Consider the following 13,830-nt stretch of genomic DNA (forward strand, 5'->3'; position numbering starts at 1 on the left):
TGATACCACCGATTTAACCGTGTCTTAGAGGGACAATCGATGTCTAAAGAAAAATTTGAACGTAACAAACCGCACGTTAACGTTGGTACTATCGGCCACGTCGACCACGGTAAAACTACCCTGACTGCAGCAATCACCACCGTTCTGGCTAAAACCTACGGCGGTTCTGCACGCGCATTCGACCAGATCGATAACGCACCAGAAGAAAAAGCTCGTGGTATCACCATCAACACTTCACACGTTGAATATGACACCCCGACTCGTCACTACGCGCACGTTGACTGCCCAGGGCACGCCGACTACGTGAAAAACATGATCACCGGTGCTGCTCAGATGGACGGCGCTATCCTGGTTGTTGCTGCAACTGATGGCCCTATGCCTCAGACCCGTGAGCACATCCTGTTGGGTCGCCAGGTTGGCGTTCCATTCATGATCGTGTTCATGAACAAATGCGACATGGTTGATGATGAAGAGCTGCTGGAACTGGTAGAAATGGAAGTTCGTGAACTTCTTTCTGCTTACGAATTCCCAGGCGACGACATCCCGGTCATCAAAGGTTCAGCGCTGAAAGCACTGGAAGGCGATGCAACTTGGGAAGCGAAAATCATCGAACTGGCAGAAGCACTGGACAGCTACATTCCATTGCCAGAGCGTGCTATCGATAAGCCGTTCCTGCTGCCAATCGAAGACGTATTCTCCATCTCCGGCCGTGGTACAGTTGTTACCGGTCGTGTAGAGCGCGGTATCGTTAAAGTGGGCGAAGAAGTTGAAATCGTGGGTATCAAGGACACTGTTAAGTCTACTTGTACCGGCGTTGAAATGTTCCGCAAACTGCTGGACGAAGGCCGTGCTGGTGAGAACGTTGGTGTTCTGCTGCGTGGTATCAAACGTGAAGACATCGAACGTGGTCAGGTTCTGGCTAAACCAGGTTCAATCAAACCACACACTAAGTTTGATTCCGAAGTGTACATCCTGAGCAAAGAAGAAGGTGGTCGTCATACTCCATTCTTCAAAGGCTACCGTCCACAGTTCTACTTCCGTACAACTGACGTGACCGGTACTATCGAACTGCCAGAAGGCGTTGAGATGGTAATGCCTGGTGACAACGTGAACATGGTTGTTACTCTGATCCACCCAATCGCGATGGATGACGGTCTGCGTTTCGCAATCCGTGAAGGCGGCCGTACTGTAGGTGCAGGTGTTGTTGCTAAAGTTATCGCTTAATTGCCGATAGACTTTTTTGTCACTATACGTTGACGCAATACACACTAAAAGGGCATCATTCGATGCCCTTTTTTCTACGCTGTGGCGCGAGAACCTATCTCATCAGCGATTTATACGTCATAATCATTGGTGAGATAGGCTCTGAGATATAGCGTAAAACACCGAATTGCGCTCAAGTAGAGCATCGATCGGTTTGGTTTGCCTCGCAATGCGAGGCAAAGTTGTTTGTTCTGAATCATTGCGACGGGTTGGTTTATGAGTGCGAATACCGAGGCTCAAGGGAGCGGGCGCGGCCTGGAAGCGGTAAAGTGGCTGGTTGTTGCCGTTTTGTTGGTTGTAGCAATTGTCGGTAACTATTATTACCGTGCATACAGCCTGCCGTTACGCGCGTTAGCTGTAGTTGTTATTATCGCAATTGCAGGCGCAGTGGCATTATTGACCACTAAAGGCAAAGCGACGGTTGCGTTTGCTCGTGAAGCGCGCACCGAAGTACGTAAAGTCATTTGGCCAACGCGCCAGGAAACATTGCATACCACACTGATCGTTGCTGCGGTGACTGCCGTTATGTCTCTGATTCTGTGGGGGCTGGATGGAATTTTAGTCCGCCTGGTATCTTTCATTACTGGTCTGAGGTTCTAAATGTCTGAAGCACCTAAAAAACGTTGGTACGTCGTTCAGGCGTTTTCCGGCTTTGAAGGCCGCGTAGCGCAATCGTTGCGTGAGCACATCAAGTTACATGACATGGAAGAGCTGTTTGGCGAAGTCATGGTTCCAACCGAAGAAGTGGTTGAGATCCGTGGTGGCCAGCGTCGCAAGAGCGAGCGCAAGTTCTTCCCTGGCTATGTGCTGGTTCAGATGGTGATGAATGACGCCAGCTGGCACTTAGTTCGCAGCGTTCCTCGCGTGATGGGCTTCATTGGTGGGACATCTGACCGTCCTGCTCCAATCAGCGATAAAGAAGTTGATGCGATCATGAACCGCCTGCAACAAGTCGGTGATAAACCACGTCCTAAAACATTGTTTGAACCAGGTGAACTGGTACGCGTTAGTGACGGGCCGTTTGCAGACTTTAATGGTGTGGTTGAAGAAGTCGATTACGAAAAAAGCCGCCTGAAAGTGTCTGTTTCCATCTTTGGCCGTGCAACACCGGTTGAACTGGACTTCGGTCAGGTTGAAAAAGGCTAACAACAGCGTTCTATAATCATTAGAACAGATGTTGTACAGGGCGCGAAATTGAACTATAATTTCGCGCCTTTTGTTTTTATGTGCAGCCTCTGCGCGTAAAACTGTAAAGTACTACAAATAACGGGGAGCCTCTTCAAACAGGCGATATCACCCAAACGAGGATATTTACCATGGCCAAGAAAGTACAAGCCTACGTTAAGCTGCAAGTTGCAGCTGGTATGGCAAACCCAAGTCCGCCAGTTGGTCCAGCTCTGGGTCAACAAGGCGTGAACATCATGGAATTCTGTAAGGCGTTCAATGCTAAGACTGATAGCATGGAAAAAGGCCTGCCAATTCCTGTTGTTATTACTGTTTATTCTGACCGTTCTTTCACTTTTGTTACCAAAACCCCTCCTGCAGCAGTACTGCTGAAGAAAGCGGCTGGTATCAAGTCTGGTTCCGGCAAGCCGAACAAAGACAAAGTGGGTAAAGTAACGAGTGCTCAGGTTCGTGAAATCGCAGAAACCAAAGCTGCGGACATGACTGGTTCTGACGTTGAAGCGATGACTCGCTCCATCGAAGGTACTGCTCGTTCCATGGGCCTGGTAGTGGAGGATTAATAGATGGCTAAGCTGACCAAGCGCATGCGCGTGATCCGTGACAAAGTTGATGCTACTAAACAGTATGACATCACCGAAGCCGTTGCTCTGCTCAAAGAGCTGGCCACTGCTAAATTCGTAGAAAGCGTGGACGTTGCCGTTAACCTCGGCATCGACGCACGTAAATCTGATCAAAACGTTCGCGGTGCAACCGTTCTGCCACACGGCACCGGTCGTTCTGTTCGCGTTGCCGTCTTCGCTCAAGGTGCTAACGCTGAAGCTGCTAAAGCTGCAGGCGCTGAACTGGTAGGCATGGAAGATCTGGCTGATCAGATCAAAAAAGGCGAAATGAACTTCGACGTTGTTATCGCATCTCCAGATGCAATGCGCGTTGTTGGCCAATTAGGTCAGGTACTGGGTCCACGCGGCCTGATGCCTAACCCGAAAGTTGGTACTGTAACTCCTAACGTTGCTGAAGCGGTTAAGAACGCTAAAGCAGGTCAGGTTCGTTATCGTAACGACAAAAACGGCATCATCCATACCACTATCGGTAAGGTTGATTTCGAGTCAGACAAGCTGAAAGAAAACCTTGAAGCTCTGTTGATCGCGCTGAAAAAAGCGAAGCCTTCCCAGGCTAAAGGCGTTTTCATCAAGAAAGTAAGCCTGTCGACTACAATGGGCGCAGGTGTTGCTGTTGATCAAAGCGGCCTGAGCGCAGTAGTTAACTAATTAACTACCTGTGTTTATCGCTTTACGCGGGTGGTGGATTTGTATAGAATCTATCGCCCGTTGTTTCGTTAATGCGAAACCAAGAATTTTTCGGTTGGAGCCTGGCCTATCCAGGCCTCCGTCCAAGACCGCAGGTGTCCCGTAAGGGACTTAATCCTTCCTGCGTAGACGGTGACAGAGCCTGAAGAAAGTATTTCTTTTTTATTATTAATTAAGATTTGTCTTTGCTGGATTCTCTGCTCACCGTGTTTGAACGCTTGATATCGATCTCGATAACAAGTGATGTGAGTTCCGGGGATTTTCCCCGGCTAAATCCAGGAGCAAAAAGCTAATGGCATTAAATCTTCAAGACAAACAAGCGATTGTTGCTGAAGTCATCGAAGTAGCCAAAGGCGCGCTGTCTGCGGTTGTTGCGGATTCCCGTGGCGTAACTGTAGATAAAATGACTGAACTGCGTAAAGCAGGTCGTGAAGCTGGCGTTTACATGCGTGTTGTTCGTAACACCTTGATGCGTCGCGTCGTAGAAGGTACTCAGTTTGAGTGCCTGAAAGACACGTTTGTCGGTCCAACCTTGATTGCATTCTCTACTGAACACCCAGGCGCTGCTGCCCGTCTGTTCAAAGATTTCGCTAAAGCGAATGCAAAATTTGAGGTTAAAGCTGCGGCCTTTGAAGGTGAGTTTATCTCTGCGGCTCAAATCGACCGCTTGGCAACTCTGCCTACTTACGAAGAAGCAATCGCACGCCTGATGGCAACCATGAAAGAAGCCTCTGCAGGCAAATTGGTTCGCACTCTGGCTGCTGTACGCGATCAGAAAGAAGCTGCTTAATCAGCCTTTTTTATCTCGTTCATTTGCTTACGTATAAACTATTTCTGAATTCTAGGAACACTTGAAATGTCAATCACTAAAGAACAAATCATTGAAGGCGTTGCAGCTCTGTCTGTAATGGAAATCGTTGAACTGATCTCCGCTATGGAAGAAAAATTCGGCGTTTCTGCTGCTGCTGCTGTTGCAGGTCCTGCTGCTGCTGCTGAAGCTGTTGAAGAAAAAACTGAGTTCGACGTTGTTCTGGCTGCTGTTGGCGCGAACAAAGTTGCAGTTATCAAAGCTGTTCGTACCGCGACTGGCCTGGGTCTGAAAGAAGCAAAAGACCTGGTTGAGTCTGCTCCAGCAGCTCTGAAAGAAGGCATCAGCAAAGACGACGCTGAAGCTCTGAAAAAATCTCTGGAAGAAGCTGGTGCTTCTGTTGAAGTTAAGTAAGTTTAACTTCCCGGAGTGCAGTCTGTCCTAACAGACTGATGGCTGGTGACTTTTTAGTCACCAGCCTTTTTGCGCTATAGAGTGTCAGTGGTGTTTCACACTGTTTGAGCACTGAACTACTCTAATATCTCTTCTTGAGACGCCTTAATATATTGATGCCGCTTGCTATGGCTCATCCATAGATAATGCACAACGAAATGATTTAAGAGTGATAGAAACAGATATTGCGGAAAGCGTTTCTGCTTTCCGATCGACATAAACGGTGTTGCATGAACTGTCCTTCTCAGGGCAGACAAGATTGGGTCACTGATCAGCGAGCTGAGGAACCCTATGGTTTACTCCTATACCGAGAAAAAACGCATTCGTAAGGATTTTGGTAAGCGTCCACAAGTTTTGGACATTCCCTTTCTCCTTTCTATCCAGCTTGACTCGTTCCAGAAGTTTATCGAGCAAGATCCGGAAGGCCAGCACGGTTTGGAAGCTGCATTCCGTTCTGTATTTCCTATCAAAAGCTACAGCGGCAATTCTGAGCTGCAATACGTTAGCTACCGTCTTGGTGAGCCAGTATTCGACGTTAAAGAATGCCAGATCCGTGGTGTGACTTTCTCCGCGCCATTGCGTGTGAAACTGCGTCTGGTTATCTACGAGCGTGAGGCACCAGAAGGTACGGTCAAAGACATCAAGGAACAAGAAGTCTATATGGGCGAAATTCCGCTCATGACCGAAAATGGTACCTTTGTGATTAACGGTACTGAGAGGGTTATCGTATCTCAGCTTCACCGTAGTCCAGGTGTATTCTTCGACAGTGATAAGGGTAAAACCCACTCCTCGGGTAAAGTGCTGTACAACGCACGTATCATCCCTTATCGCGGTTCATGGTTAGATTTCGAGTTTGACCCGAAAGATAACCTGTTTGTACGTATTGACCGTCGCCGTAAATTGCCAGCGACCATCATTCTGCGTGCATTAAGCTATACCACAGAGCAGATCCTTGACCTGTTCTTTGAAAAGGTGACTTACCAGATCCGCGACAACAAGTTGCAGATGGAGCTGGTACCTGAGCGCCTGCGTGGTGAAACAGCCTCGTTTGATATCGAAGCTGACGGCAAAGTCTATATCGAGAAAGGCCGCCGTATCACTGCCCGCCATATTCGTCAGCTTGAAAAAGACGACATTCAGCGCATCGAAGTTCCTGTTGAGTACATCGCAGGGAAAGTAGTTGCTAAAGACTACATCGACACCAATACCGGTGAGCTGATTGTTCCTGCGAATATGGAATTGTCTCTGGATTTACTGGCTAAACTGAGCCAGGCCGGACACAAAACCATTGAAACGCTGTTCACCAACGATCTCGACCATGGCGCTTACATGTCCGAGACAATCCGCGTCGACCCAACCAGCGATCGCCTGAGCGCGCTGGTTGAGATCTATCGCATGATGCGTCCTGGTGAACCACCAACGCGTGAAGCAGCTGAAACTCTGTTCGAGAACCTGTTCTTCTCCGAAGATCGTTACGACCTGTCTGCTGTAGGTCGTATGAAGTTCAACCGTTCTCTGCTGCGTGATGAAATCGAAGGTTCAGGTATCCTGAGCAAAGACGACATCATCCAGGTCATGAGAAAGCTGATCGGCATTCGTAACGGCCAGGGCGAAGTGGATGATATTGACCACTTGGGCAACCGTCGTATTCGTTCTGTCGGCGAAATGGCTGAAAACCAATTCCGTGTAGGTTTGGTTCGTGTTGAGCGTGCTGTTAAAGAGCGTCTGTCTCTTGGTGACCTCGATACCCTGATGCCTCAGGACATGATCAACGCGAAGCCAATTTCGGCTGCGGTGAAAGAGTTCTTCGGTTCAAGCCAGCTGTCACAATTTATGGACCAGAACAACCCGTTGTCTGAGATTACGCACAAACGTCGTATCTCTGCATTGGGCCCGGGCGGTTTGACCCGTGAACGTGCTGGCTTTGAAGTTCGAGACGTACACCCGACGCACTACGGTCGCGTATGTCCAATCGAAACGCCAGAAGGTCCAAACATCGGTCTGATCAACTCCTTGTCTGTGTATGCACAGACCAATGAGTATGGTTTCCTGGAAACCCCTTACCGCCGTGTGCGTGAAGGTATGGTGACCGATGAAATTAACTACCTGTCTGCCATCGAAGAAGGCAACTTTGTTATCGCTCAGGCGAACTCCAACCTGGATGACGAAGGCCACTTCCTGGAAGATTTAGTCACTTGTCGTAGCAAAGGTGAATCAAGCCTGTTTAGCCGCGATCAGGTTGACTACATGGACGTTTCCACCCAGCAGATCGTCTCCGTTGGTGCTTCTCTGATTCCATTCCTGGAACACGATGACGCCAACCGTGCATTGATGGGTGCGAACATGCAACGTCAGGCAGTTCCAACTCTGCGTGCTGATAAGCCGCTGGTGGGTACTGGTATGGAACGTGCTGTTGCGGTTGACTCCGGTGTTACTGCCGTAGCTAAACGCGGTGGTACAGTTCAGTACGTGGATGCATCCCGTATCGTTATTCGTGTAAACGAAGATGAGATGAATCCAGGCGAAGCAGGTATCGACATTTATAACCTGACTAAGTACACCCGTTCTAACCAGAACACCTGCATCAATCAGATGCCGTGTGTGAATCTGGGCGAACCTATCGAGCGCGGCGACGTGCTGGCAGATGGTCCGTCAACAGATCTGGGCGAACTGGCACTGGGTCAGAACATGCGTGTCGCGTTCATGCCTTGGAACGGTTACAACTTCGAAGACTCCATCTTGGTCTCCGAACGTGTAGTGCAGGAAGACCGCTTCACCACTATCCATATCCAGGAACTGGCATGTGTGTCCCGCGACACCAAGTTAGGGCCTGAAGAGATCACTGCTGACATCCCTAACGTGGGTGAAGCTGCACTCTCTAAACTGGATGAATCCGGTATCGTTTATATCGGTGCTGAAGTGACCGGTGGTGACATTCTGGTTGGTAAGGTAACGCCTAAAGGTGAAACCCAGCTGACGCCAGAAGAGAAACTGCTGCGTGCGATCTTCGGTGAGAAAGCGTCTGACGTTAAAGACTCTTCTCTGCGTGTACCAAACGGCGTTTCCGGTACGATTATTGACGTTCAGGTCTTCACCCGCGATGGCGTGGAAAAAGACAAACGTGCGTTAGAAATCGAAGAAATGCAGCTGAAACAGGCTAAGAAAGACCTGACTGAAGAGCTGCAAATTCTGGAAGCTGGTCTGTTTGCACGTATCCAGTCTGCGCTGGTTGCTGGCGGTGTTGAAGCTGACAAGCTGGGCAAATTGCCTCGCGATCGTTGGTTAGAACTGTCACTGACTGACGAAGACAAACAGAATCAGTTGGAACAGCTTGCTGAACAGTACGACGAACTGAAATCCGAGTTTGAGAAAAAACTCGAAGCTAAGCGTCGTAAGATCACTCAGGGCGATGACCTGGCACCAGGTGTGCTGAAAATCGTTAAAGTGTATCTGGCCGTTAAACGTCAGATCCAACCTGGTGACAAAATGGCAGGCCGCCACGGTAACAAAGGTGTTATCTCCAAGATCAACCCGATCGAAGATATGCCTTACGATGAAAACGGAACTCCTGTTGATATCGTACTGAACCCGCTGGGCGTTCCATCACGTATGAACATTGGTCAGATTTTAGAAACCCACCTGGGTATGGCTGCGAAGGGTATTGGTGAAAAAATCAATGCCATGCTGAAGAAACATGAAGAAGTTTCTAAGCTGCGCGAGTTCATCCAGCGTGCCTATGATCTGGGCGACGACGTACGTCAGAAAGTGGATCTGACCACCTTTACCGATGATGAAGTATTGCGTCTGGCTGAGAACCTGAAAAAAGGTATGCCAATCGCAACACCAGTCTTCGACGGTGCGAAAGAGACAGAGATCAAGCAATTGCTTGAAATGGGCGGAATCCCAACCTCTGGCCAGATCACACTGTTTGACGGCCGTACCGGCGAGCAATTCGAGCGCCAGGTTACCGTCGGCTACATGTACATGCTGAAACTGAACCACCTGGTTGACGATAAAATGCACGCGCGTTCTACCGGTTCTTACAGCCTCGTTACTCAGCAGCCGCTGGGTGGTAAAGCTCAGTTCGGTGGTCAGCGCTTCGGTGAGATGGAAGTATGGGCACTGGAAGCATACGGTGCCGCATATACCCTGCAGGAAATGCTGACTGTTAAGTCCGATGACGTGAACGGCCGTACCAAGATGTATAAAAACATCGTGGATGGCGATCACCGGATGGAACCAGGCATGCCGGAATCCTTCAACGTATTGTTGAAAGAAATCCGCTCTCTGGGTATCAACATCGAGCTGGAAGACGAGTAAGTACTCGAATTCGCATTGATCACAGGGGCACCTGCCTGTTTAGCAATAGACAGCAGGTGCCTAACAGGTCTAACCCGACGGGAGCCAATCCGTGAAAGACTTACTAAAGTTTCTGAAAGCGCAAACTAAGACCGAAGAGTTTGATGCGATCAAAATTGCTCTGGCATCGCCAGACATGATCCGTTCTTGGTCTTTTGGTGAAGTTAAGAAGCCAGAAACCATTAACTACCGTACGTTCAAACCAGAACGTGACGGCCTTTTCTGTGCCCGTATCTTCGGACCAGTAAAAGACTACGAATGCCTGTGCGGTAAGTACAAGCGTTTAAAACATCGCGGCGTGATCTGCGAGAAGTGCGGCGTTGAAGTGACCCAGACTAAAGTACGCCGTGAGCGTATGGGCCACATCGAACTGGCTTCCCCGACTGCACACATCTGGTTCCTGAAATCGCTGCCATCGCGCATCGGTTTGCTGTTGGATATGCCACTGCGTGACATCGAACGTGTTCTGTACTTCGAATCCTATGTGGTTATCGAAGGCGGCATGACTAACCTCGAAAAACGCCAGATCCTGACTGAAGAGCAGTATCTGGATGCGTTGGAAGAGTTTGGTGATGAGTTCGACGCGAAGATGGGTGCGGAAGCTATTCAGGCCCTGTTGAAAAACATGGATCTGGAAGCAGAGTGCGAGCAACTGCGTGAAGAGTTGAACGAAACTAACTCCGAAACCAAACGTAAAAAGCTGACCAAGCGTATCAAGCTGCTGGAAGCGTTCGTTCAGTCTGGTAACAAACCAGAGTGGATGATCCTGACCGTGCTGCCGGTACTGCCGCCAGACTTGCGTCCATTGGTTCCGTTGGACGGCGGCCGTTTCGCTACGTCGGATCTGAACGATCTGTATCGTCGCGTTATCAACCGTAACAACCGTCTGAAACGCCTGCTGGATCTGGCTGCGCCAGACATCATCGTACGTAACGAAAAACGTATGCTGCAAGAAGCGGTAGATGCTTTGCTGGATAACGGCCGTCGCGGTCGTGCAATCACCGGCTCTAACAAGCGTCCGCTGAAATCTCTGGCAGACATGATTAAAGGTAAACAGGGTCGTTTCCGTCAGAACTTGCTGGGTAAACGTGTCGACTACTCTGGTCGTTCCGTTATCACCGTAGGTCCATACCTGCGTCTGCACCAGTGTGGTCTGCCGAAGAAAATGGCACTGGAACTGTTCAAACCGTTCATTTACGGCAAGCTGGAACTGCGTGGCCTGGCCACCACCATCAAAGCCGCGAAGAAAATGGTTGAGCGCGAAGAAGCTGTCGTTTGGGATATCCTGGACGAAGTTATCCGCGAACACCCGGTACTGCTGAACCGTGCACCAACCCTGCACCGTTTGGGTATCCAGGCGTTTGAACCGGTTCTGATCGAAGGTAAAGCAATTCAGCTGCACCCGCTGGTTTGTGCGGCATATAACGCCGACTTCGATGGTGACCAGATGGCTGTTCACGTACCGTTGACGCTGGAAGCTCAGCTGGAAGCGCGTGCGTTGATGATGTCTACCAACAACATCCTGTCACCTGCGAACGGCGAGCCAATCATCGTTCCTTCTCAGGACGTTGTATTGGGTCTGTATTACATGACCCGTGACTGTGTTAACGCCAAAGGCGAAGGCATGGTTCTGACCGGTCCTAAAGAAGCTGAGCGTATTTACCGCGCCGGTTTGGCCTCTCTGCATGCGCGTGTCAAAGTGCGTATCACCGAAGAGATCAAAAATACCGAAGGCGAAGTTACGCACAAGACGTCGATTATCGACACGACTGTAGGTCGCGCCATCCTTTGGATGATCGTACCTAAAGGTCTGCCGTTCTCCATCGTCAACCAGCCTCTGGGCAAAAAAGCTATCTCCAAAATGCTGAACACCTGTTACCGCATTTTGGGCCTGAAGCCGACCGTTATTTTTGCTGACCAGATCATGTACACCGGTTTTGCTTACGCTGCCCGTTCAGGCGCGTCAGTCGGTATCGATGACATGGTAATCCCTGCGAAGAAAGCAGAGATCATCGAAGAAGCAGAAACCGAAGTTGCTGAAATCCAGGAACAGTTCCAGTCTGGTCTGGTAACTGCTGGCGAACGCTATAACAAAGTGATCGACATCTGGGCTGCGGCCAACGAACGTGTTGCTAAGGCAATGATGGAAAACTTGTCTGTTGAAGACGTCGTCAACCGTGACGGTGTTGTTGAACAGCAGGTTTCCTTCAACAGTATCTTTATGATGGCCGACTCCGGTGCGCGTGGTTCTGCTGCACAGATTCGTCAGCTGGCCGGTATGCGTGGCCTGATGGCGAAACCAGATGGTTCCATCATTGAAACGCCAATCACCGCGAACTTCCGTGAAGGTCTGAACGTACTCCAGTACTTCATCTCTACTCACGGTGCGCGTAAAGGCTTGGCGGATACCGCACTGAAAACGGCTAACTCCGGTTATCTGACCCGTCGTCTGGTTGACGTGGCGCAGGATCTGGTTGTGACCGAAGACGACTGTGGAACTCACGAAGGCATCATGATGACTCCGGTCATCGAAGGTGGCGACGTTAAAGAACCACTGCGTGAACGTGTACTGGGTCGTGTGACTGCAGAAGATATCCTCAAGCCGGGTACGGCGGATATCCTGGTTCCACGTAACACCCTGCTTCACGAGAAGACGTGTGATCTGTTAGAAGAGAACTCCGTCGACAGCGTGAAAGTACGTTCAGTCGTAAGTTGCGAAACTGACTTTGGTGTGTGTGCAAACTGCTACGGTCGCGACCTGGCACGTGGTCACATCATCAACAAAGGTGAAGCGATCGGTGTTATTGCAGCACAGTCCATCGGTGAGCCGGGTACCCAGCTGACGATGCGTACGTTCCACATCGGTGGTGCGGCATCTCGTGCGGCAGCAGAATCAAGCATTCAGGTTAAGAACACCGGTACCATTAAACTGAGCAACCACAAGCACGTTAGCAACTCTAACGGCAAACTGGTTATCACTTCCCGTAACACTGAGCTGAAATTGATCGACGAATTCGGTCGTACCAAAGAAAGCTATAAAGTGCCTTACGGTTCCGTGATGGGCAAAGGTGATGGCGCATCTGTTAACGGCGGCGAAACCGTTGCTAACTGGGATCCGCACACCATGCCAGTTATCAGTGAAGTGAGTGGTTTCATTCGCTTTGCCGATATGGTTGATACTCAGACCATTACACGTCAGACAGATGACCTGACCGGTTTGTCTTCTCTGGTAGTTCTGGATTCTGCAGAGCGTACCGGTAGCGGTAAAGACCTGCGTCCGGCACTGAAAATCGTTGATGCTAAAGGCGACGACGTATTGATCCCAGGTACAGATATGCCTGCTCAATACTTCCTGCCAGGTAAAGCGATTGTTCAGCTGGAAGATGGTACGCAGATCCACTCTGGTGACACCCTGGCGCGTATTCCTCAGGAATCCGGCGGTACCAAGGACATCACCGGTGGTCTGCCACGCGTTGCTGACCTGTTCGAAGCACGTCGTCCGAAAGAGCCTGCAATCCTTGCTGAAATCAGCGGGATCATCTCCTTCGGTAAAGAAACCAAAGGCAAACGTCGTCTGGTAATTTCTCCGTTGGATGGCAGCGATGCTTACGAAGAAATGATCCCGAAATGGCGCCAGCTGAACGTGTTCGAAGGCGAAATTGTGGAACGTGGTGACGTCGTATCCGACGGCCCTGAGTCTCCGCACGACATTCTGCGTCTTCGTGGTGTTCACGCGGTTACCCGTTACATCACCAACGAAGTGCAGGAAGTTTACCGTCTGCAAGGCGTTAAGATTAACGATAAACACATCGAAGTTATCGTTCGTCAGATGTTGCGTAAAGGCACCATCGTTAGCGCTGGTGGCACAGACTTCCTGGAAGGCGAGCAGGCAGAAATGTCTCGCGTTAAAATCGCTAACCGTAAGCTGGAAGCTGAAGGCAAAATCACGGCAACATTCAGCCGTGACCTGCTCGGTATCACCAAAGCATCTTTGGCGACCGAATCCTTCATCTCCGCTGCGTCGTTCCAGGAAACCACGCGCGTTCTTACCGAAGCGGCAGTTGCCGGTAAGCGTGATGAACTGCGTGGCCTGAAAGAGAACGTTATCGTGGGTCGTCTGATCCCAGCCGGTACCGGTTACTCTTACCATCAGGAACGTGCTCGTCGTAAAGCACAGGGTGAAGTGCCAGTTGTACCGCAGGTAAGCGCGGATGAAGCAACGGCTAACCTGGCTGAACTTCTGAACGCAGGTTTCGGTAACAGCAACGACGAGTAATCGTCTTCTGTCGAAACGCATAAAGCCGCTCCTTAGGGAGCGGTTTTTTTTTGCCTGAAATCAGAGAAGATGATGTTGAGGGAGTCAAAGAGGTGCCGGAACAAGGTACTGGACAGATACTCTGTTCCGGCTGTTTTGGAAGCAGCGCCGGGATGAATGGCGCCGGCCGGTTGCGAATG

The 13,830-nt window shown here is 50.1% G+C and carries 9 protein-coding genes; all 9 read left to right on the forward strand.

Features of this window, described 5'->3' with window-relative positions; all coding sequences use genetic code 11:
- Positions 1-39: 39 nt before the first annotated feature.
- The 9 genes from tuf (at position 40) to rpoC (ending at position 13,651) form a co-directional block, all read left to right on the forward strand.
- Positions 40-1,224 carry an elongation factor Tu gene (gene tuf / locus ACQZQY_RS06590; protein WP_122097336.1) on the forward strand — a complete coding sequence of 395 codons (1,185 nt, stop codon included), beginning with the start codon at positions 40-42 and terminating at the stop codon, positions 1,222-1,224.
- Between the two features lie 255 nt (positions 1,225-1,479).
- Positions 1,480-1,863, forward strand: coding sequence for a preprotein translocase subunit SecE (gene secE, locus ACQZQY_RS06595; RefSeq protein WP_034794996.1), 384 nt, complete (start codon positions 1,480-1,482; stop codon positions 1,861-1,863).
- Positions 1,864-2,409: a transcription termination/antitermination protein NusG gene (gene nusG / locus ACQZQY_RS06600; protein ID WP_056777953.1), complete on the forward strand. Its 546-nt coding sequence runs from the start codon at positions 1,864-1,866 to the stop codon at positions 2,407-2,409. It abuts the gene before it with no gap.
- Positions 2,410-2,579: 170 nt separating this feature from the next.
- Complete coding sequence (gene rplK / locus ACQZQY_RS06605; protein ID WP_013577413.1) at positions 2,580-3,008, forward strand: 50S ribosomal protein L11; 429 nt, start codon at positions 2,580-2,582, stop codon at positions 3,006-3,008.
- A 3-nt stretch (positions 3,009-3,011) separates the two neighbouring features.
- The gene (rplA, locus tag ACQZQY_RS06610; RefSeq protein ID WP_122097337.1) at positions 3,012-3,716 is read left to right on the forward strand and encodes a 50S ribosomal protein L1; all 705 of its coding nucleotides are present in this window, start codon (positions 3,012-3,014) and stop codon (positions 3,714-3,716) included.
- Between the two features lie 331 nt (positions 3,717-4,047).
- Entirely contained in the window at positions 4,048-4,545 is a 498-nt protein-coding gene (gene rplJ / locus ACQZQY_RS06615) for a 50S ribosomal protein L10 (RefSeq protein WP_013577411.1), read from the forward strand.
- A gap of 66 nt (positions 4,546-4,611) precedes the next feature.
- Positions 4,612-4,977 carry a 50S ribosomal protein L7/L12 gene (gene rplL / locus ACQZQY_RS06620; protein WP_013577410.1) on the forward strand — a complete coding sequence of 122 codons (366 nt, stop codon included), beginning with the start codon at positions 4,612-4,614 and terminating at the stop codon, positions 4,975-4,977.
- 330 nt (positions 4,978-5,307) lie between these two features.
- Positions 5,308-9,336 carry a DNA-directed RNA polymerase subunit beta gene (rpoB, locus tag ACQZQY_RS06625; protein ID WP_056777959.1) on the forward strand — a complete coding sequence of 1,343 codons (4,029 nt, stop codon included), beginning with the start codon at positions 5,308-5,310 and terminating at the stop codon, positions 9,334-9,336.
- 91 nt (positions 9,337-9,427) lie between these two features.
- A complete protein-coding gene (gene rpoC / locus ACQZQY_RS06630) occupies positions 9,428-13,651 on the forward strand; it encodes a DNA-directed RNA polymerase subunit beta' (RefSeq protein ID WP_056777962.1) in 4,224 nt (1,407 codons plus the stop codon).
- Positions 13,652-13,830 lie beyond the last annotated feature (179 nt).

This window comes from Rahnella sp. PAMC25559, assembly GCF_050632365.1.
GTDB classification, from domain to species: domain Bacteria; phylum Pseudomonadota; class Gammaproteobacteria; order Enterobacterales; family Enterobacteriaceae; genus Rahnella; species Rahnella rivi.